The organism is Pradoshia sp. Z3_51 (assembly GCF_058215915.1).
On record NZ_JBZAJC010000001.1, the window covers coordinates 22,141 to 43,782 of the forward strand.

At 38.7% G+C, this 21,642-nt stretch carries 21 protein-coding genes; 17 read left to right on the plus strand and 4 right to left on the minus strand.

The window, feature by feature from the left end; genetic code table 11:
* Nucleotides 1-59 precede the first annotated feature (59 nt).
* From parE to AC4BHA_RS00120, 3 genes are all read left to right on the plus strand, one after another.
* Nucleotides 60-2,027 carry a DNA topoisomerase IV subunit B gene (gene parE, locus AC4BHA_RS00110; protein WP_490558170.1) on the plus strand — a complete coding sequence of 656 codons (1,968 nt, stop codon included), beginning with the start codon at nucleotides 60-62 and terminating at the stop codon, nucleotides 2,025-2,027.
* Nucleotides 2,021-4,456 carry a DNA topoisomerase IV subunit A gene (gene parC, locus AC4BHA_RS00115; protein ID WP_140461425.1) on the plus strand — a complete coding sequence of 812 codons (2,436 nt, stop codon included), beginning with the start codon at nucleotides 2,021-2,023 and terminating at the stop codon, nucleotides 4,454-4,456. Before parE ends, parC begins: the two co-directional genes overlap by 7 nt.
* A gap of 147 nt (nucleotides 4,457-4,603) precedes the next feature.
* Complete coding sequence (locus AC4BHA_RS00120; RefSeq protein WP_140461426.1) at nucleotides 4,604-5,359, plus strand: YybI family spore inner coat protein; 756 nt, start codon at nucleotides 4,604-4,606, stop codon at nucleotides 5,357-5,359.
* A gap of 218 nt (nucleotides 5,360-5,577) precedes the next feature.
* On the opposite strand, the gene AC4BHA_RS00125 is transcribed toward AC4BHA_RS00120, so the two are convergent.
* Nucleotides 5,578-5,997, minus strand: coding sequence for a F0F1 ATP synthase subunit C (locus AC4BHA_RS00125; RefSeq protein WP_140461427.1), 420 nt, complete (start codon nucleotides 5,995-5,997; stop codon nucleotides 5,578-5,580).
* A gap of 449 nt (nucleotides 5,998-6,446) precedes the next feature.
* Between AC4BHA_RS00125 and AC4BHA_RS00130 the strand changes: the two genes are divergently transcribed.
* From AC4BHA_RS00130 to AC4BHA_RS00145, 4 genes are all read left to right on the plus strand, one after another.
* Nucleotides 6,447-7,364: a nucleoside hydrolase gene (locus AC4BHA_RS00130; protein ID WP_490553315.1), complete on the plus strand. Its 918-nt coding sequence runs from the start codon at nucleotides 6,447-6,449 to the stop codon at nucleotides 7,362-7,364.
* A gap of 170 nt (nucleotides 7,365-7,534) precedes the next feature.
* Nucleotides 7,535-7,984: a staygreen family protein gene (locus tag AC4BHA_RS00135; RefSeq protein WP_066103923.1), complete on the plus strand. Its 450-nt coding sequence runs from the start codon at nucleotides 7,535-7,537 to the stop codon at nucleotides 7,982-7,984.
* A gap of 81 nt (nucleotides 7,985-8,065) precedes the next feature.
* Nucleotides 8,066-8,626 (plus strand): YcxB family protein, encoded by a 561-nt coding sequence (locus AC4BHA_RS00140; RefSeq protein WP_066103920.1) that lies wholly within the window; start codon nucleotides 8,066-8,068, stop codon nucleotides 8,624-8,626.
* Entirely contained in the window at nucleotides 8,623-9,120 is a 498-nt protein-coding gene (locus tag AC4BHA_RS00145; protein WP_066103917.1) for a metallophosphoesterase family protein, read from the plus strand. The genes AC4BHA_RS00140 and AC4BHA_RS00145 overlap by 4 nt, the downstream gene beginning before the upstream one ends.
* A 48-nt stretch (nucleotides 9,121-9,168) precedes the next feature.
* Here AC4BHA_RS00145 and AC4BHA_RS00150 read toward each other — a convergent pair whose 3' ends face one another.
* The gene (locus tag AC4BHA_RS00150) at nucleotides 9,169-10,191 is read right to left on the minus strand and encodes an HAAS signaling domain-containing protein (RefSeq protein WP_490553308.1); all 1,023 of its coding nucleotides are present in this window, start codon (nucleotides 10,189-10,191) and stop codon (nucleotides 9,169-9,171) included.
* Nucleotides 10,178-10,525 (minus strand): PadR family transcriptional regulator, encoded by a 348-nt coding sequence (locus tag AC4BHA_RS00155; RefSeq protein WP_066103914.1) that lies wholly within the window; start codon nucleotides 10,523-10,525, stop codon nucleotides 10,178-10,180. Before AC4BHA_RS00155 ends, AC4BHA_RS00150 begins: the two co-directional genes overlap by 14 nt.
* Before the next feature lie 406 nt (nucleotides 10,526-10,931).
* Here AC4BHA_RS00155 and AC4BHA_RS00160 point away from each other — a divergent pair, with 406 nt between their 5' ends.
* The 7 genes from AC4BHA_RS00160 (at nucleotide 10,932) to AC4BHA_RS00190 (ending at nucleotide 17,063) form a co-directional block, all read left to right on the plus strand.
* Nucleotides 10,932-11,483, plus strand: coding sequence for a site-specific integrase (locus AC4BHA_RS00160; RefSeq protein WP_066104338.1), 552 nt, complete (start codon nucleotides 10,932-10,934; stop codon nucleotides 11,481-11,483).
* A 131-nt stretch (nucleotides 11,484-11,614) separates the two neighbouring features.
* Complete coding sequence (locus AC4BHA_RS00165; protein ID WP_490557930.1) at nucleotides 11,615-12,115, plus strand: hypothetical protein; 501 nt, start codon at nucleotides 11,615-11,617, stop codon at nucleotides 12,113-12,115.
* A gap of 323 nt (nucleotides 12,116-12,438) precedes the next feature.
* A complete protein-coding gene (locus AC4BHA_RS00170) occupies nucleotides 12,439-12,726 on the plus strand; it encodes a hypothetical protein (RefSeq protein ID WP_140461430.1) in 288 nt (95 codons plus the stop codon).
* Nucleotides 12,727-12,736: 10 nt separating this feature from the next.
* Nucleotides 12,737-13,015 carry an alpha-amylase family glycosyl hydrolase gene (locus AC4BHA_RS00175; protein WP_148629692.1) on the plus strand — a complete coding sequence of 93 codons (279 nt, stop codon included), beginning with the start codon at nucleotides 12,737-12,739 and terminating at the stop codon, nucleotides 13,013-13,015.
* Nucleotides 13,016-13,457: 442 nt separating this feature from the next.
* A complete protein-coding gene (locus AC4BHA_RS00180) occupies nucleotides 13,458-14,771 on the plus strand; it encodes a sugar ABC transporter substrate-binding protein (RefSeq protein ID WP_490557931.1) in 1,314 nt (437 codons plus the stop codon).
* A gap of 265 nt (nucleotides 14,772-15,036) precedes the next feature.
* A complete protein-coding gene (locus AC4BHA_RS00185) occupies nucleotides 15,037-16,158 on the plus strand; it encodes a carbohydrate ABC transporter permease (protein ID WP_225983693.1) in 1,122 nt (373 codons plus the stop codon).
* Nucleotides 16,155-17,063 (plus strand): sugar ABC transporter permease, encoded by a 909-nt coding sequence (locus AC4BHA_RS00190; protein ID WP_066103904.1) that lies wholly within the window; start codon nucleotides 16,155-16,157, stop codon nucleotides 17,061-17,063. The genes AC4BHA_RS00185 and AC4BHA_RS00190 overlap by 4 nt, the downstream gene beginning before the upstream one ends.
* 158 nt (nucleotides 17,064-17,221) lie before the next feature.
* Here AC4BHA_RS00190 and AC4BHA_RS00195 read toward each other — a convergent pair whose 3' ends face one another.
* Nucleotides 17,222-18,214: an aldo/keto reductase gene (locus tag AC4BHA_RS00195; RefSeq protein ID WP_066103902.1), complete on the minus strand. Its 993-nt coding sequence runs from the start codon at nucleotides 18,212-18,214 to the stop codon at nucleotides 17,222-17,224.
* A gap of 574 nt (nucleotides 18,215-18,788) precedes the next feature.
* Between AC4BHA_RS00195 and AC4BHA_RS00200 the strand changes: the two genes are divergently transcribed.
* From AC4BHA_RS00200 to AC4BHA_RS00210, 3 genes are all read left to right on the plus strand, one after another.
* Complete coding sequence (locus AC4BHA_RS00200; RefSeq protein ID WP_066103900.1) at nucleotides 18,789-19,649, plus strand: Cof-type HAD-IIB family hydrolase; 861 nt, start codon at nucleotides 18,789-18,791, stop codon at nucleotides 19,647-19,649.
* A gap of 188 nt (nucleotides 19,650-19,837) precedes the next feature.
* Nucleotides 19,838-20,749: an N-acetylmuramic acid 6-phosphate etherase gene (murQ, locus tag AC4BHA_RS00205; protein ID WP_066103898.1), complete on the plus strand. Its 912-nt coding sequence runs from the start codon at nucleotides 19,838-19,840 to the stop codon at nucleotides 20,747-20,749.
* A 25-nt stretch (nucleotides 20,750-20,774) separates the two neighbouring features.
* Nucleotides 20,775-21,635: a MurR/RpiR family transcriptional regulator gene (locus AC4BHA_RS00210; protein WP_148629697.1), complete on the plus strand. Its 861-nt coding sequence runs from the start codon at nucleotides 20,775-20,777 to the stop codon at nucleotides 21,633-21,635.
* Nucleotides 21,636-21,642 lie beyond the last annotated feature (7 nt).

Below are 21,642 nucleotides of genomic sequence, written 5' to 3' on the forward strand. Positions count from 1 at the left end.
GAATATGTATATAATAGAAGTTGTAACGTAAAGAGAGGGGTACATAAGTGGCAAAAAATATAAAACCTATTGACTATAACGAAGATGCCATCCAGGTACTTGAAGGATTAGAAGCTGTCCGTAAACGACCGGGAATGTATATCGGAAGCACAGACACACGAGGCCTGCATCATCTCGTTTATGAAATCGTTGATAACTCCGTGGACGAAGTATTGGCCGGACATGGGGACGAAATTATTGTAAAAATTCATAAAGATAATAGCATCAGTGTAATGGATAAAGGTAGAGGGATGCCTACTGGAATACATAAAATGGGTAAACCGACTCCGGAGGTTATTCTAACCATCCTTCATGCAGGAGGAAAATTTGGTCAGGGTGGCTATAAGACGAGCGGTGGTTTACATGGGGTTGGTGCATCGGTCGTAAATGCTTTATCAGAATGGCTTGTTGTTACCATTAAGCGTGATGGTTTTATTTATGAACAGCGTTTTGAAAATGGCGGAAAACCTGTAACGACTTTAGAGAAAATTGGTAAAACCAACCAAACTGGAACAACCATTCATTTTAAACCGGATGAGAGTATTTTCTCTACCATTGTTTACAATCGTGAAACCTTAAGTGAACGCTTACGCGAATCTGCCTTTTTATTAAAAGGTTTAAAAATTGAATTACATGACTTACGTACGGATGAAAAAGATGTTTATTATTATGAGAATGGGATTGAGGCATTTGTTTCTTACCTAAATGAAGAAAAAGATACATTGCATCCTGTTGTAAGCTTTGAGGGGACTCATTCTGATATTGAGGTTGATTTTGCTTTTCAATTTAATGATGGATATTCGGAAAATATTTTATCATTCGTCAATAATGTCAGAACAAAAGATGGCGGAACTCATGAAGTAGGAATGAAAACTGCTGTTACACGTGCCTTTAATGAATATGCACGTAAATCCGGTTTGCTGAAAGAAAAGGACAAAAACCTGGATGGTTCAGATATCCGCGAAGGATTGGCTGCTATCATTTCTGTAAGAATTCCAGAAGAATTATTACAATTTGAAGGACAGACAAAAAGTAAACTTGGTACCAGTGATGCCCGTTCTGCGGTAGATTCTGTTATATCTGAAAAATTATCTTATTATTTAATGGAAAATGCCGATATTGCGACATCCTTGGTCCGTAAGTCGATTAAAGCGGCTCAGGCCAGAGAAGCAGCCCGAAAAGCAAGAGAAGATGCACGCAGCGGTAAAAAACGCAAGAAATCGGAAGCGTTGCTTTCAGGAAAACTTACACCGGCGCAGTCCCGCAATCCATTGAAGAATGAACTATACCTCGTCGAAGGAGATTCTGCCGGAGGGTCTGCCAAACAAGGGCGTGATCGAAGGTTCCAGGCTGTTTTGCCTTTACGCGGTAAAGTTATTAATACAGAAAAAGCTAAGCTTGAAGATATTTTTAAAAATGAAGAAATAAACACAATTATTCATGCTGTCGGTGGTGGAGTAGGATCCGATTTCTCCATCGAGGATATCAATTATGATAAAGTCGTCATTATGACCGATGCTGATACGGATGGCGCCCATATCCAAGTATTATTGCTTACCTTCTTTTATCGTTATATGAAACCATTAATTGAACATGGTAAAGTATTCATCGCCTTACCTCCTTTATATAAAGTTAGTAAAGGAAGCGGTAAAAGAGAAGTTATAGAATATGCTTGGGATGATGATGAATTAGAAGGTACCATTAAAAAGGTTGGAAAAGGATACATGCTTCAGCGATACAAAGGTCTTGGAGAGATGAACGCAGACCAGCTATGGGAGACGACTATGGATCCAGAACAACGTACCTTGATCCGTGTATGCATTGATGATGCGGCACGGGCAGAGAGACGGATTACCACATTAATGGGTGATAAAGTAGAACCAAGGCGTAAGTGGATTGAAGCCAATGTTGCTTTTGGTTTAGAAGAAGATGGAAATATTTTAGAAAATGAGAACTTAACGGTTGCTGGTGAGGAGGAAGTATTATGACAGCAGAGAAATACCGCGATCTCCCTCTTGAGGATGTGATTGGCGACCGCTTCGGCCGATACAGTAAATATATTATTCAAGACAGGGCATTACCGGACGCACGAGATGGATTAAAGCCGGTTCAACGAAGAATCCTTTATGCCATGCATTCGGATGGTAATACCAATGACAAACCATATAGAAAGTCAGCCAAGACAGTCGGTCTGGTCATCGGTAACTTCCATCCTCACGGTGACTCATCTGTTTATGAAGCCATGGTCAGAATGAGCCAGGACTGGAAGCTTCGCCGTGAATTAATTCAGATGCATGGGAATAACGGAAGTATTGATGGGGATCCTCCGGCAGCCATGCGTTATACGGAGGCACGTTTATCCTCTATTGCAGGCCAGCTTTTACGAGATATCGAGAAGAAAACAGTCGATTTTGTACCAAACTTTGATGATACAGCTGAAGAGCCGATTGTGCTGCCGGCTAAATTTCCAAATTTGCTTGTAAATGGTTCAACTGGAATCTCAGCTGGTTACGCCACTGAGATTCCGCCACATAATCTTGGAGAGATTGTTGATGCTACCATCATGAGAATCGATAATCCGGATTGTACAGTTGATGAGCTAATGACTGCTGTAAAAGGACCTGATTTCCCTACAGGTGGGATCATTCAAGGGGCAGATGGAATTAAAAAGGCGTACGAAACAGGTAAAGGCAAAATTGTCATTCGAAGTAAAACGGCGATTGAGTCTTTACGCGGTGGCAGACAGCAAATTACGATAACTGAGCTTCCCTTTGATGTAAACAAAGCTAATCTTGTTAAAAAAATTGATGAATTGCGCCTTGATCGTAAACTTGAGGGTATCTCTGAAGTAAGAGATGAGACCGACCGTACAGGTTTACGGATTGTCATTGAGTTAAAAAAAGAAGTAGACTCTAATGTTATTCTTCAATATTTATTTAAAAATACAGATTTGCAAATTACATATAATTTCAATATGGTTGCCATTCATAAGAAACGTCCGCAGCTTATGGGCATAAAAGCAATGCTGGATGCCTATATTGATCATCGCCGTGAAGTGATAACAAGGCGCTCTGAATTTGATTTGGCAAAAGCTCGTGATCGTCAGCATATTGTTGAGGGACTTATCAAAATGATTTCCATTCTTGATAAAGTAATCGCAACAATCCGTGCGTCTCTCGATAAAAAAGATGCAAAAGAAAACCTAATAAAGGAATATACATTTACAGAGGCACAAGCAGAAGCGATTGTTTCCCTTCAGCTCTACCGATTAACGAATACGGATATTACGGCATTGGAAAACGAAGCTGAAGAACTACGTAAAAAAATTGAAGAGCTGACAACTATCCTTGGCAGTGACAAGAAGTTAATGTCAGTTATTAAAAAAGAACTAAAAGAAGTTAAAAAGGATTTTTCAGATTCACGTAGATCTCTAATAGAAGCTGAAATTCAAGACATTAAGATTAATCTTGAAGTTCTGATTCCAAGCGAAGATGTTATTGTTACGGTCACAAAAGAAGGGTATATAAAACGGACAAGCTTACGATCTTATACTGCTTCAGGCGGCCAGGATTATGGAATGAAGGAAGGAGATAGGCTCCTTCATAAGCTGGATATGAATACAACCGATACCTTGTTGTTATTTACAGATAAAGGTAGTTATATTTACTGTCCTGTTCACTTACTTCCTGATATCAGATGGAAGGATACTGGTCAGCATATCAGTAATATCGTACCGCTTGATAAGAATCAGAATCTATTAAAGGCTATTCCAGTTTCTGATTTTGAAAAAGGATCGTTTTTATTATTTGTTACGAAAAATGGATTAGTTAAGAAGTCTGAACTTGCACTATATAAGGCAACGAGATACTCAAAACCATTAACAGCTATTAATCTTAAAGGAGATGATCAGGTTGTGGATATCCATCAAACAGATGGAAATCAAAACATCTTCCTGGCTACTTCTATTGGGTATGGATTGATGTTCCCTGAAAGTGAAATTCCAACTGTGGGAGCACGTGCTGCCGGTGTTAAAGGTATAAATCTCAAGGACGATGATTATATAGTTGCAGGGAAAGTTTTTGCTGAAACTGATTCATCTATGATAGCGTTGATCACACAGAGGGGCGCTATTAAGAAAATGAAACGAAGCGAGTTTGAAATGACTTCCCGTGCAAAACGAGGAGTTGTTATGTTGAGAGAGTTGAAGAAAAACCCACATCGAGTAGCAGGAATAGAATTTGTAAACGATGTTGATACTATTGTGATTTTGTCGGAAAAAGGCATGATAGAAGAAGTTGCATCCTTCCAATTACGACCTAGTGATCGCTATTCAAATGGTTCGTTCTTTATGGATGAAGGCGAAAATGGACCAATCGTTGAAACATGGGTTAAGACTCCCGAAGTATCAAATTCATAGCTTCAATGTATTTCTATCCAAAAAGCTGTAAACAGTATCATCTGTTTACGGCTTTTTTTCTTTGATTTTCATCAGTTATATGCATAATTAAGTTAAATTCCAGGCAATCTATAATGAATAATCCTATACCTGGGAGTTGATGAGTATATGATGAAATGGATTAATCATTTTATAATTTTTTCGATAGTTGGGTGTTTGCTTCTGCCAGTATCCATAGATGCTGCAAAAAAAGATGCAAAAAGCCAGGAAGTTGAACTTGGTTCTTATAAAGTGGATGTGACAGGAGACGGGAAGAAGGATCAAGTATATTTATATGGTAATCCTTTTGATCAGGAGACAAAGTATTACAAGGAATTCAAGTTGGTAGTAAAAACAAAAAAGGGAACTAAAAAGGAAACGATTCAAGGAGGGTTTAAGCCTGCCGTTAAGTTTCTCGATCTTAATGACGACAGTACATTGGAAGTTCTGATGGAGATTCCAACAGGGGGTAGCGGAGGAGTTAATGATTATTATGCCTTTTGCATCTATAATAATAAAATTGAACTGATTGAGCTCCCCGAAACATTAAATATCAACGGAGCATTCAAAAATAATTATCAAGCCACTGTAATGGTACCAGAAATGAATAAATCCTACTTAATTGATTTAAAAGATCATAAAAAGAAGTATGATAAACTCGGGGTTTATCGAAAAGGGAAATTAAGTGAACCATCTGAAACATTAGTAAGTGAATACAAATCCTTAAAGGTAAAAGACATTGATAAAGATGGTCATAAGGAATTGATAGGCATTCAGCAAATTTCCGGCGCATCCGTGGTTGATCGAATCGCTGAGGTTCGATCAAGCTGGGTATATAAAGAAGAACAATGGGTGCTAAAGGATGTTCAAGTGGTGCCAAATTAAAACCTTATCCCACGATCTACGATTTCCTTTTGAATTTAATGAGTGAGCGTGTTTAACAGGATTTATGTTTAAATGAAAAAAGTCTCCTAGTCGGTAGGATTACGTATCCTTTTCGACTAAGGAGGCTCTTTTTATTGCGGAAATTGCTGATATAAATTAAATTGCCTTTTTATACCGCTGACAACCAGTTTTAGGATATAACATCTCCAGCTAGCATTTTATGAATTCATGACAGTAAAACAAGCTACAACAGCTATGGTAGGTATGGCTAATACTAAAGTGACACCCATCATGGTGAGAGTCTTTACTGCTGATTTTAAGTCCACTGGGGTATTCAAATCATTCGTTATTTCAGAGGATGTACCATAGATGGAGATTATATTTAGAATGGTAACTGCACCTACTATAATAAGGGGAAAAATAACGTCAGAATTTGAAGAGGATAGGTTAATAAAGCCAAAAATGATTAAAATAATGGGAATTGCCTCTACAACAGCTACTTTGATAAACATCTTAGTTTGAATGTTTTCTTTTCTTTCTGGGCCATTGACCAATTCCCTGATTGCTGTTCGTACAGCCCAGCTAATTCCAAATGTTGCGATAACAGCAGCTAAAACAAAATAATAAAGAGCTTCCATCAGTAGTACCACCTCAATCAAATATTTTAAAAATAGTCCTATATAAAAAAATTATTCTATTAATAGGATATCACTATTGGATATATTTGTAATGCGATAATCGTTATTGCGAGGCAAAATTATTACCTAGCTATTATTTTATATAATGTATTACAATCTATATAAAAAGTAATTAAAATAGTAGATAGACGTAAATCTAAGTGAAAATAGCCAATGATATCACAGTATATGATTAGAATGAGCGGATTTATCACTCGGAAAATTAACTATTTGTTAATGATACATATCGTACCCTACGTTTATAAACCATTTGCTCATTTAATTTCGTGTGAAATTTTGTAAAAGGTGTTTTTCGTTTAATAAAGATTGGACGGCCAAACCCATGACATTACATGCAGCAATCATCATACTGGGAAAAAGTATACTTCAGGAGCAGAGGAGAGAACATAATGAAGTCGGTTATCTTAGACGTAGATACAGGAATAGATGACGCATTGGCTATAGCTTATGCCGTTCATTCACCGGAATTAGATATAATAGGTATCACTGCGTGTTTCGGCAATATTCCTGTTGAAGAAGCAGTAAGAAACTCGCAAATCGTTCTAGAAAAATTGGGTTGTTTTGATATCCCGGTGTATGCCGGTGCGTATGAATCTCTTAGGCGTGGACCGCGAAAAGTATATGCTCGTCATGTACATGGTGAGGATGGTCTTGGAAATGTACTTAATGGAGAGAAGCCCAGTGAAATACCAGAGGTCCATGCAGTTGATTATCTGATTGAGCAGGTGAAAAACAACCCTGGTAAAATTACTTATATCTGTGTAGGACCGCTGACAAATCTTGCGCTTGCCCTCCAAAAAGCGCCTGAGATAACTGCTATGTTTGATGAAATCATCATCATGGGAGGAGCGGTTTTCTGTAAAGGAAATGTAACGCCGCATGCAGAAGCAAATATTCATTGTGATCCTGAAGCAGCTGACCTTGTTTTCCGCTCTAATCTACCGCTTTTCCTTGTAGGACTTGATGTAACCATGCAAACCCTGCTTAAGAAGGAGGAACTAGCAAACTGGCGGAAGAAGGAAGATGAACTCGGTTCCTTTTTGGCAGACATGACAGAGTTTTATATGGACTTTTATAAGAAGGCCACTCCTGGCATCAAAGGTTGTGCCCTGCACGATCCACTGGCTGTTGGAGTAGCAATTGACAAGAGCTTCGTCACACTGAAGACAGAACCCATCTCGGTGGAGCTCGAAGGAGAAAGGGTAGGGGAAACCTGTCCCAGTGGAAACGAAAGGCCGCTTGTTCATGTATGTGTAGAAGTGGACGAAAAACGTTTTGTAGAACATTTTTTAAATAGAATTATTTGATGTTATATAAGTGGGTAAAGCACTATATGACTGTGAAGATAAACATCTGGTTTTAACATACCAGTTTACGAGTAAGGAGAAAAATAGCGATCTATTTCATTTGCACCATTTTTAGGCTGATGTCATAGAATAGTAAAAAAAATCTTCTTATTTAAAGGAGTGTTTCAGATATGTCCTTCCAGACAGAACAATTGAGTGTGACCTATATTCCGCCGATAACCCCTTCAGGACCTTTAGAGGGTAGAAAATATACATTGACACATTCTGACTTAACCGGACAGTTGTTTTTAAGCATTGGCTGTGAGATTGATGCACTGAACATCAACTGGGAGATGCGGGATGAAGTTGTAGCTGATTGGCGTATGTTAAACGGACAATTTGTCCTAACAGTTTACATTCATATTAGTAAAGGTGAATTTGATGAACAAAAGGCCCAATCACGTTATGATCATTTTGTAAAGATGATGCCTGTAGCCTTACATGCAATTATACATGGTGATCAAACGCTGTTTGCTTACTATCCATGGTTGCTCGATAGCCCCATTTATGTTCAGTTTTCTTCTATTTATCCGGAATACAATAAGATTGAGTATTATGGGACGGTCCGACATTATCAATGATAATGTCGGCTGTCTTTTTTGTTTGTTGTAATTACCTGTTACAATAAAGTTGAAATGAAATAGAAAATGTGAGGAAGTACAATGCAACTAACATATGATCTTAAACTGACTGATGTAACCAATTTTTATCTCCACATGAACAAACAATCTGAAATAAGCAATCGGAGAATGAGAAATAGACAACTAAGATTATTTTTGATTACTTTATGTATTTCACTAATCCTGCAATGGCTATATTTTCGACCTATTACACCCATTTACTATTTGATCAGCTTATTCATTGCACTCTTACCGGTACTTTTTTATTCATTCTATTTAGAGAGAATAATCAGAAGGAAGTTTAGAAAATTTCATAAAAATAGCAGGGAGCCTAATCTATTTGGTACATACCGCTTATCCATCGGAAAAAGCGGATTAACAGAGATGATTGATGGTGGGTATGAGGTACTCTATGAATGGAAAGATATTAAACAAATTGAAATGCTGAAAAATTATATTTATATTTATACGAATGCCATTCATGCTGTTATTATTCCGGTAAGGGTGTTCGGTACATTAGAAGACTGTACCTTTTTTCTGAATGAATTGAAGAGACATATAAAGGAATCAACAAAGCAAAATATCGAGGTGAATCGTCGATGAAAATCATTGTGATATCAGATACCCATATGCCCAGAATGGCAAAAGGACTTCCACCGCGTTTAAAGGAAGAATTGAAAACAGCTGATCTTATTTTACATGCTGGTGATTGGCAAACGAAGAATGTATACGATGAACTGCAATCCTATGCACCCGTTGATGGTGTTTGTGGCAATGTCGATGGAAAGGATCTGATTGACCAACTTGGATATCAAAAAATTCTCACATTAGATGGATATCGAATTGGTTTGGTACATGGGCACGGTAAGAAAGGAACTACAGAGGGAAGAGCAATTGAAGCATTTAGCGGAGAGGAACTGGATCTAATTATTTTTGGACATTCTCATATCCCTGTTAATAAAGACATAAATGGGACAATTCTATTTAACCCGGGTTCTCCGACAGATAAAAGACGCCAAACTGAATACTCATTTGGGATTATTCGGATTGAAAAGAGTTTATCGGTTGAGCATGTGTTTTATAAAAATAAGAGATAAGTGTAAAACAAGAAGGATGCAGCTTTATCAAGCCTGCATCCCTCTTGTTTACTTTTTCTTTTTTTGCTGATTTTTAGTAGTTTTATAGGCTTTATAAAATGCAAAACTGCAATCATACACAGATATTAAAATAATAACTGCTAATGTGATGGCTATAATACCTGATGGTAATGTTCCGTTTGTAGATTTTTCAAATAATAAATTGAAGCGTTCGATAAAATCGCTATTGTATAAAGTAGTGTCATACAGCATTTTATAAAGGATTGCTATAACAAATGCGCTTTGGACTGTATAAAATATAGCGATATGGTAGGTCCATTTACCCATCATGTATTTCAATCCCGCTAAACTTATTTCTAACACTGCCAAGGCAATTAAAAGGGGGATATACGTTTTCAGAACTTCTTGGTTAAACAAGGAGGCTTGCAAAACAAGCTCGCCATTAACGGTCTCATACCAGCCTAATAGATATTCAGAAAATAATAGAATTAGGATCCATATAATTGTCCAAATGAGTCCAAAGATTGCTTCCCCTTTGGATATTTGATACTTATGCTTTTGAACAGTCCGCCTCTGCAATTGGTCAGTGTTCCATTTTGGCTTTACAAGGGGGATGCTATTTGTTTTATTTGCAATTTTATCTATAAATATAAATGTAATGGTGACCCAGGTAAATACCTGAAATGCTGCCTGGAGGATTCCTATGATAGAATCTGTAAACATGTCAATTAGAAATGATACAACGGAGGAATAACTGGTATAATCCGTAATCCCGCTGACTATATGACCCAATAAAACCAAGCCCGCCATCAAACCAAAAGCTATTAGTAAGACCCGAATATAACTATCATAAAAAATCGGCCCTATAATATATCGGTTATTTCCGCTATAATCGGCAGCAAGAATTCTGGGGTCACCCAAGCTATTCAAAACGTTCTTTACATCATTTTCAGTATAGTTATGTGGCAGCATATCCTCAATATTCCCTTTGAGTTCCAGCGCAATCTCCTCTTTTGACTCTTCTGGTAGCCACTTTGTAACTTCATAAATATATATATCAATTAAACTCATCACATTCATCCTCTCTTAACAATTGTACCATCTGATTAGACGTTTCAGACCATGCTTCCTTTAATTTTTCATAAATCTGTTTGCCATTCTGGCTTAATTGGTAGTATTTTCTCTGTCGATTTCCATTTAACTTCCAATCGCTAACCAGTAAACCTTGCTTTTCTAATCTTCTCAATAAAGGATAAAGTGTGCTGGGATCAATAGTAACATTTTTTTCTTCAAGGGATTGAACGAGTGAGTATCCATATTCGGGTTTTTGTAATTGACTTAAAACTGCCAGAGTAAGTGTACCTCTTCGCAATTCGATAATGAGAGATTGTATGAGTTCATCCAAAACACCTTCACCTCCTAATTCTATAATAGTGTATGGCATACAGTATTGTTAAGCAAATAATATCCAAAAATTGTTACAAGAAGAGTCAAAAAACGACCTTCATAATTGAGTTTTAAGGTCCTCTTTTTTAATTCCTAAGGTGTTTGTATTCTAAACGTTTTTTGTCGAATGTAGGCGATTTATAGCCTTTTTGGGAAATGTGTAGAATTATGATGGATTTTACCATTAATAATTAGAAAATTCCGAATGTAACAAAGGACTTGAATTGATACATTCGAAAACTGATTAAATCAAGGTTTACAGAAGGTGTGGAATTGAAAAAATCTTGTGTTTGAATGGCCTCTTCACGTACAATAAGAGATGGGAAGAAGGGGGACTGGCAAAAGTGGTTACAGCAACAAAACGAATTAAAAATGTACAGCCTATTCGCCGGCTTGATCAAATAGAGGCCATGAAAAAAGCATTATTACGCTATTGCAGTTATCGGGATTATATAATGTTTACAATTGGGATCAATATTGGGCTGAGGATAGGGGATTTATTGCAGCTACGGGTAAAGGATGTATTGGATGGAACGCATATTGTCATTATTGAACAGAAGACGGAAAAAACGAAAAGGTTTCTGATTAATCCGCACTTGCGAAAAGAAATTAAAAAATACGTCAAGAAAGAAAAACTTTCAAAGGACGATTATTTATTTCCAAGCCGTAAAGGAAATGGACCAATTACGAGGGTTCAGGCTTACCGTGTGTTAAATAAAGCAGCCGAAATGGCAGATATTCAGGATGTAGGGACACATACTCTACGTAAGACATTTGGTTATTTACACTACCAAAAATTCAAAGACATTGCATTGCTGCAACAAATTTTAAACCATTCCAACCAAAAAGATACGATGATTTACATAGGATTGACACAGGATTTAATGGATGAAACTTTAATGGATTTCTACTTTTAACCAATTATTTACGAACCAACCACCTCTAGAATGGTTGGTTTATTTGTACAGTTAAGCCAAACCTGTCATAATTAAAAGGCATAAAATCCCAATAATAGGATGACAAATACTTTTGATAGGCGGGAGAACGAATGACTAAAAAACAAGATAAGAAAAAATCAAAGTGGCTATCTCTTTTAATATTAATAGTAGGTATATTAGCAGCTGGAGTGATTGGTCTTACTGTCTATTATCATTTGAATGATTCATCTAAGGAAGCAATGGATCAATTAAAGAAAAACCCTCCAAAAAATATATCGAATCAAGAAAGTGTGTTAATTGCTGAATATCACGCTAAATACAATGATTTAACAGGCTATGGCAGTATTGAAGAATTAGATATGTCAGAAGCCAAGAGTTTATCAGCCATACTTGAAAAAGATACGAATGAAATCATTAGCCAGGGGATAGAAAATAAAAAGGTATCGGAAGATTTTAAACAAATCCATGCAATTGCCAAGGCGACCAAAAATAAAGCAGACAAAGAACAGATTCGATTAATACATCGTTATTTTCATGATCTAGATATTGCGATTAATCAGTATAATGATACGAAGGATGTATTTGGGGTGACTAAGACTCTCGGTAAGTAAGTCTCGTGATTTAATGTAGATATTGTAATAGACAGAGAAGAAAATAAATTTTTGATTAAACGCTTAACTTATACAGTAGACATTTTAAAGATAATAAGGATAGACAGGCATAGATAATTGCTTGTCTATCCTTTTGTTTACTGACTTCTAACTGCATAAATAAAGTTCCTGATACTCAAGCGATGAAAATTTCGTCAAAAAACGTTGTGAATTCTCAACATTCTTAAACTATGGATATACGATATGGTAAAATGAAAAATTGTTAAAAAAATAGTTTTCTGATATCCATGTTTCCTTCATATAATGAATGGGAGCGGGGTTTCTTGGGTATTACGGGAAGAGACGTTTGCCCGCTTTGCCATCATGACGGTTGGGGGAAGACAATGGGGGTGTTTGGCGGAAGTAGACAAATGGGTAGGAGAAAAAGAGGATATTTCAATATCATTTTTCTGCTCGAACGCCTGGGGTTATGGAATCGAGGGGATGGGGGGAGGACTGAATATGCCTTTGAAGCAGACTCTGCAAATGGTAAAAGGGACTGTAGGATCCCGGGTCGAATGCTTTGCTTTCGGAAAATCATGACCAGCCGAGAAGCTTCAGCACCTGGGTAAATGACGAGTCATGGCGCAGAGAAAGTGCCCAAGCACTCAGCACCTTGTTTTTGGAACCACGTTTATTTATGACGGGCAGGAAATCAGCATGACAAATATCCACTTTGCGACCATTGAGCAGTACAACGGTGTGGGCATGAAAAATTTACACAATATTGAAATATGGCAAGGGCGATTTATACGAGGAGATCATGCAGATCATTGGAAAAATGGAAGAGACAATTCTCGAACATTAGTACAATGGGATGATACTCATCAAGCGGGAATTACAACGAATAAATCTGCTTAGTTTGACATCAATCCCAACTACTCTCATGCTAATGTGTTCAATCAGAAAAAGGATACGCAAAGTATTTTCACGTACTACAAACAGATGATTCAACTCCGAAAAACCAACCTCTTATTTGTGTTTAGAACTATGACATATCCACCACGTACCACAACTGTGAATTTATACCTATGCCGAACCTTCGGGGACGAGCAGGCGGCGAGTCTGGTCTAATTGGCTCTCCAAGAATGTACCATTGTGATACAGGAAGAACTGAATGTACCCGTTAATGGTTATTTTTGAAAGCGTTTTCTAAAGGTGCCGCTGGATTAACTTTTGTTCGTATGAGGAAATGGTCTATCAGAAACGAAAGTAAAAAAAAGTGTGTATCGCAAAAGCACTTACAGCTTCTGTTTCATTAATTTTATACATGGTACAAAAATTCCCACATAGGAGGTTTCACATGATCAAGAAAAGAATAGTTGGTATATTGGCATCCGCCACCCTATTGGCAGGAATATTGGCGGGATGTTCGGAAGATGAGACGAAAAAAGCAACCACTGAAACAAAACCCAAGGAAACCACAAAAGAAACACTCAAACCTGAAGATGGAGCAACCCTGATTATTTGGGACAACGGAGCGGACGAGGGCGCGTGGGCGACCTATGTCGCAGAGCAATTCACGAAAAAATACAATGTGCCTGTTGAAGTACAAGAAGTGGGACACACAGACGCAGCAGGAAAATTGGAAACTGATGGGCCAGCTGGCTTAGGTGCCGATGTTTTCAACTCCGCCCATGATCATTTAGGAAAATTGGTGAAAGCAGGTTTGGTATATGACAACTATTATGCCGATGACTATCAAGACATGTTCTTGGAAGCAGCGGTAAACGGGACAAGTTTTGTGGATAAAGATGGAAAAAAGAAAATGTTCGGCTATCCCATCTCCATTGAAACATATGCCTTGTACTACAATAAAGACATCGTAAAAGAGGCACCAAAAACATGGGATGACTTGTTCAAAACAGCTAAAGAATTCCAAACAACGAGCAAAGGAAAAAATCAGAAATATGGTTTTATGATGGAACCAGGTAACTTTTATTACACACATGCTTTCCTATCTGGTTATGGCGGTTATGTATTTGGAAAAGAAGACACCGATCCAACGGATCTTGGTGTCAACAATGAAGGAGCCATCAAATCGGCGGAATTTATGAAAAAAATCAACAAAGAATTGTTACCGATGAAAAAAGAAGACATTACAGGTGATGTGATTTCCTCTTTCTTCAATGAAAGTAAATTAGCCTACCGAATTTCAGGTCCATGGGATGTTAAAAACCATCAAGATGCTGGTGTGAACTTTGGAATCGCTCCACTTCCAACATTGGATAACGGCGAAACGCCAAAATCCTATTCAGGCATCAAAGCGTACTATGTAAACAGTTATTCCAAATATCCCAAAGCAGCAACTCTTTTAGCTCAAATGGCTTCCAGTGAAGAAATGCTCTTAAAAAGATACGAAATGACAGGCCAATTGCCACCAGCGACTTCGCTCCTTGAAAACGAAACCATCAAAAAAAATGAAGTATCCATGGCTTTCTTGGAACAGGCGAAAAATGCTGTGCCGATGCCAAATATCCCTGAAATGCAAGCTGTATGGGGACCAATGGAAACGGCTTACACATCCATCTGGAATGATGGAACCGACTCGAAAAAAACGTTTGACGCAGCCAAAGAACAAATTGAAGATGCAGTGGCCACTCAGAATAAAAAATAAAGAGTTCATCTATCAAAAGAGCCGATATCCAGGTAGTGAGATATTGGTTCTTTTTTCTAAGAAGTGAAAAGGAGGTTAAAAACAAATGAAAACACATGCCAAGAAAAGCTTGATCTTTTCTTTGCTGTTTATGGGACTTGGGCAATTGTACAATCGACAGTACATCAAAGGGATCTTATTTATCTGTATGGAGCTATACCTTGTAGTGTTTTGGACATTACCGTTTCGAAATGCTATGTGGGGGTTGGCCACATTAGGGGAAACGGTGCAGACCCGTGTGGGATTTGAAATTCAGCAAGGGGATCACAGCATCTTCTTGTTAATCGAAGGTATCATCTTTTTAATTTGTGGCTTGTTCTTTGTATGGATGTATTATTTGAATGTGAAGGATGCTTGGAAAGTCGGACAATGGCGAGATCAAGGGGGAAAAACAAACTCATTCAAAGAAACCCTCCGTGTCTTAATAGATAAAGGATTTCCTTACTTTTTGCTCACACCATCCATTGTATTCACGGCCTTTTTAACCATCTTGCCTTTGATTTTTGGAATTGCAATCGCTTTCACAAACTATTCAGGACCGAACCACTTGCCGCCTGCTTCTCTAGTGGACTGGGTGGGATTTCAAACCTTTGTGGACTTATTTAACTTGAAAACCTGGAACCGAACGTTCATCGGCGTCTTCGGATGGACGATTCTTTGGGCAATTTCAGCCACGGTTACCACGTTCTTTGTCGGAATCTTATTTGCGGTTCTCTTGAATTCAAAGGGAATCAAATTCCGGAAATTTTGGAGAAGCATTTATATCTTGCCATGGGCGATTCCTTCGTTTGTCAGCATTTTGATCATGAGGAACCTATTCAACGGGGAATTTGGACCTATTAACCAATATTTAGAAGTCATTGGACTATCCAGTATCCCGTGGCTTAGCGACCCGATGTGGGCGAAATTCGCGCTTATCATGGTGAATGTCTGGTTTGGATTTCCGTTCTGGATGGTCTTGATGAGCGGCGTCATGACGAGCATAGATCGTGAATTATATGAGGCGGCGCAGGTGGATGGGGCAAACGGGAAGCAACAGTTCTGGAAAATCACCATGCCGATTGTCATGTTCTCTACCGCCCCCTTACTTATCATGCAGTTTGCTGGGAATTTTAATAACTTTAACCTGATTTATCTCATGACGAATGGAGGACCTGTGAATGTGGATTACAGTTATGCAGGCTCCACAGATATTTTAATCAGCTGGATTTACAAACTGACCCTCGACCAAAGCCAATTTAATATGGCAAGCGTTGTGAGCATCCTGATCTTCATTGTTATTGCCATCATTTCGGTTTGGAACTTCAGACGAACGAAAGCATTCAACGAGGAGGACATGATGTCATGAAACAAAAAACACGTGAACGAATTTCATTCGTGTGGAAACATTTTCTGCTTCTCGTGGTGGCCATCTTCGTGCTTTATCCAGTTGTATGGATTCTCATGGGAAGTTTGAATCCTGGGGATTCCCTATTCAGTGCACAGCTTCTTCCTGGGATGGAATGGGGTCTCTTTTGGGAAGGGGTTCGGAGTTTTGATTTCGCTCAAATTGCCCAGTCCGTAAAAGGAATCCGTTTATCCTTAGATCATTTTGTCTATTTGATTCAGAAAACCGAGTATGTGACATGGTATAAAAACACCTTAAAAATAGCACTATGGAACATGGTCATTTCGACCTTTTTAGTGGTCACAGCTGCCTATGCGTTTAGTCGATTCCGCTTTCCAGGCCGGAAAGAAGGATTGATGGCTATGTTGATTCTGCAAATGTTTCCCGGATTTATGGGGATGATTGCTATCTATATCCTGCTTTTACAAATGGGATTATTGGACAATCACTGGGGACTCATATTGGTTTATGCAGGCGGATCCATTCCGTTTAACGCCTGGCTTGTGAAAGGATACTTCGATTCCATGCCTCGCAGTTTGGAGGAAGCTGCGAAAATTGACGGAGCAGGTCATTTCACTATTTTCTTTAAAGTGATGATGCCATTGAGCGTTCCAATTCTCGTCTTCGTAGCGGTTTCGAACTTCATCGGTCCGTGGATGGACTTTATCTTTGCTCGACTGGTTTTACGATCCAATGAAAATAAAACCTTAGCGATTGGGTTGTTTGAGATGGTGACGGGACGAGGAAACACCGAATTTACGACATTCGCGGCTGGAGCAGTGCTTGTTGCACTGCCTATCACGATTCTCTTTATGGCGTTCCAAAAATACATGGTAGAAGGGTTGAAGGCTGGGGCGAATAAATAAGCCCCAAGCCCCCTTACGATGGCAGGTATTTAGAGAGCAAAAATTGTTCGGCATTTAGTAGAATCACGAAAGAACATGATGCCGTAATATTGGTTGGCCATTGATTATTCAATAAGTTTATTCCGAATTGAATTCAGAAACTAAACTGGTTTGTTCAGTTATGCTAAAGAAATGTTATCAATCTGCTGTAACTCTTCTTCTGTGAATGTGATATTTTTTAAAGCTCCAATGTTATCAAGAATCTGGCTAGGTTTGGAAGCTCCTATGAGAACACTGGTCACAATTCCATCTCGCAAAATCCAGCTTATCGCCATCTCTGCAAGTGTCTGCCCTCGCTCCTCAGCTATCTCATTGAGTTTTTTAATTTGAGTTAATCGGTCTTCGGATAAGGCAGAAGCATTTAAAAATCGTCCATCCGTCTTTATTCTACTGTCGTCCGGAATTCCATGTAAATATCGATTGGTTAACATTCCCTGTTCCAAAGGACTAAACGCAATAATACCTTTTTTTAACTTTTTAGATGTATCTTTCAAATCATTTTGTTCAATTGTTCGATCAAAAATTGAATACCTATTCTGATTTATAATAAATGGGCAATGTAATTCTTGTAAAATTTCAGTCGCCTTTTCTAACGTTTTTCCATCGTAGTTTGAGAGACCTACATATAATGCCTTGCCACTTCTAACGATTTGGGCTAGCGCATTCATCGTTTCTTCCAATGGTGTGTGGGGATCCATTCGATGATGGTAAAAAATATCAACATATTCTAATCCCATTCTCTTTAAGCTTTGGTCGAGGCTTGCAATAAGATATTTTCGGCTTCCCCAGTTTCCATATGGACCATCCCACATATCATATCCTGCTTTAGTACTGATGATAAGTTCATCACGATATGCTGCAAAGTTTTCTTTCATAATAAGTCCTAGATTTTTTTCAGCACTCCCAGGTTCTGGTCCATAGTTATTTGCTAAATCAAAGTGAGTAATTCCATTATCAAAAGCGGTAAAACAGAGTTGTTTCATATTTTCATATGAAGCTATATCGCCGAAATTGTGCCAAAATCCTAATGAAATAGCTGGTAATTGAAGTCCACTGTCACCACAGTGGAAATATGTCATAGATTTATAACGTTGTCTTGATGCCTGATACATGTTTTCCCTCCTATATTAAATACTCTTACTTTACTCAGCGTAGCCTTCAAGTAGACTTGAAGTCAAGCGTAGTATTTTGTTTTTTAAGAGTAATTTAAATATTCTAAATTTATATGGAGGAAGGGGAGTCTATCCCAAATGGAAGAATGATCGGGATAAACTATTTGATGTGTAGATGGTATTTCTTCTATCTTCTCTATAAGAGAATCTCTCTGTTTTAGAGGTGTTAGAAAATCTCCTAAAATACTCCTTTGTAAGATAGATTAACATTGTCTTTTCTTGTTCACAGTTCTTCATTTAGCTTTTCAGCATGCTTGATTTTCGGTTTGTATTTTTGCCAAGCCAGTTCCTTTGCAACAAGGTGAAAATTATCCTCTGTAATTAGCCAGATTTATAATCGGTAATCCCGCTATCTAAGAGGTACGATATACATTGCTATCTAGTTTAACGAATAATAAATAGGTACACAGGTGTTATTCTCCTATTATGAGGGATTGGAAATGTGAATCTTTTGTGTGGTTGCCGGTAAAATATGATAATGTGCATGTATATAGGGACCTGGGAGGGATACTAGATGGAGTATAAATTATTGGCTGTTGATTTAGATGGAACTTTGTTGAATGCGGAGATGGATATTGACAAAGAAACGATAGAGGCCCTGCATGATTTTAAATCAAGGGGAGGAAAGGTAATCATCTGCAGCGGAAGAACGCCTTTGGCGACTAGGTGGATTGCGGAGGCTATCCGTTTATCCGATCCAATCATTGCCTACAACGGAGCTGTTATACAAGGGCGGGACGGGAAGATTATTCAGCAATCTACCTTTAAAAAAGAAAGTCTGTTGGCCTTTATAGATGCGTGCCAAAGCTATGGGGTATATGGGCATTTGTATGAGGGTGACTGTTTACTAGTTCCAGAGAAAAATAAGTGGAATGAAAAATGGATTGAGAATAATATCCTGCCTTTACAAGGAACCGGTGCAGAAATGGGAGGATGTGAACGATTCCGGGCTCAGTGCGAAATCAGGCTGTTTCATTCTTTCGATGAATATGTGAAAGAAAACGAACCTGCCATTCAAAAGCTGGCTGCTTTTCGGAAGGAACAAGGAGACTATGAAGGATTTATGGATCGGCTATTCAACATGGAAAATCATTTTGAAGTGAGCAGCAGCTTCGGTTTCACAAGCCTTGAAATTACTCCACCAAAGACTACTAAGGCTTCTGCTTTGGAATATTTGGCAAAAAGGCTTGGCTTGGATATGTCTGAGGTGGCTGCGATCGGTGACAACTTTAACGATAGACAAATGCTGCTTTCAGCGGGACTTGGCATAGCTATGGGAAATGCGCCGGAGGAAGTTAAGGAAGCAGCTGATGCTGTGACCGAGCCTAATGACCGAATGGGAGTAGCGCATGCAATCAAAAAATATATAATGTAAAAAGGTTTTTTTAGCATATCCTATGTAGTTCTGCATATGAGAATATGCTTCTTTTTTTGGATTAGAATGAAATAAAATTTTAAATATTCAATAAAATTATTGAATATCAATTTCAGTTGGAGTATATTGGAAGTGTTGAGTTACTAGTAAATGGTAATCGCAAAAGGAGCTACCTGGAGGTCTTACTAATGAAAGAAAATCTTAATCTATTAACCACGGAATCACGCAATGATCGAAGTATGCAGATAGACACTTCCAGTCCGATGGAAATTCTGCGAATTATGAATGAGGAAGACCAAAAAGTAGCCGCTGCAGTTCAAGAGGTTTTACCAGATGTTGAAATAGCCGTTCACTTTGCTGTTTCATCTTTCCAAAATGGAGGGCGCCTTATCTATATGGGAGCCGGGACTAGCGGAAGGCTTGGTGTACTCGATGCTGTTGAATGCCCGCCAACATTCAGTACCAAGCCAGAGATGGTACTGGGTATTATCGCCGGCGGAGAAAGCGCATTCATAAAGGCGGTTGAAGGAGCGGAGGATAGGCCGGAGGATGGCGAGAAGGATTTAAAAGACATCACCCTTACTGAGAATGATACGGTTATCGGTATTGCTGCAAGCGGCCGGACACCATATGTTATTGGTGCACTTCGTTACGCACGGTCGGTAGGAGCCAAAACAGTGGCACTGTCGTGTAATAAACAGGCTAGAATCAGTGAAGAAGCAGATCATGCCATCGAGGTGGTCGTAGGTCCGGAAGTGCTTACGGGATCTACTAGACTGAAATCTGCAACCGCTCACAAAATGATTCTAAACATGATTTCAACCTCTTCAATGGTTTTGCTCGGCAAAGCGTATGAAAACTTAATGATTGATGTCCATGTCAGCAACGAGAAGCTCAAAGAAAGAGCTATCGGCATTATTAGCAAAATCACAGGAGTAAGCTATGAAACAGCGAGACAAACATTAGAGGATGCTGATCATCAAGTAAAGGTCGCCTTAGTCATGCTTAAAAAGGATATTAAGAAAGAAGAAGCGGCTCTGATTCTGGAGCAATCTGGAGGGTATGTCCGAAAAGCCATTGAAGCCGAGCTCTCAGATTGATTTAAACACAAGTAGGTGATGATAAGTGGTTTCCGGAGTATTGAAAATGGTAGTAAACAGGGTAGAACAGTTGCCTGCATCTGAACGGAAAATTGCTGAATATATACTGGAAAATCCGTATGAGGTTGTCAATTGTAAAGTCAATGAATTGGCAGAAAAGACGAGTTCAAGCGGGGCAGCGGTCATCAGGCTATGCAAGTCACTGGGGCTGAATGGCTTCCAGGATTTGAAGGTCCGTATTGCAGGTGATCTCGGCAGACCGGAGGAACCGGGATACAGAGACATTGAACGGGATGAAACCGCCGAGATGATCGTCCAAAAGACTTTGAATAATAGTATACAAAGTTTGCGTGATTCCTCTGAAGTAATCAACTACGAAGAACTAAAAAAAGCGGTCGATGTGCTGTTGAAAGCGAAAAATGTCCATTTCTTTGGAATCGGGGCATCATCAATCATCGCCGTGGATGCGCAGCAAAAACTGCTTCGGATCAATAAAAGCGCAACAGCATTTTCGGATGCGCATCTTGTAGCAACATTGATTGCTAACGCCGAGCCGGATGACGTGGTATTCACCATTTCGTTTTCTGGTGAAACAATCGAGGTCATCGAAGTTACAAGACTCGCAAAGGAACAAGGTATCCAAACAATCAGTTTGACTAAATATGGGCCCTCATCGGTTGCAGCATTAGCCGATATTAATTTATATACATCCTATTCGAAGGAAGCTCCGTTCCGGAGTGCGGCCACTTCTTCAAGGTTAGCTCAGCTGTTCATGATTGATATTTTGTTTTTGAGCATGGCGACAGAGCAATATGAAGAAACGGTCAGAGCCATCGATAAGACGAGAGAGGCTATAAGATTTATGAAAGGCAAAACATACAAATAATCAGTTT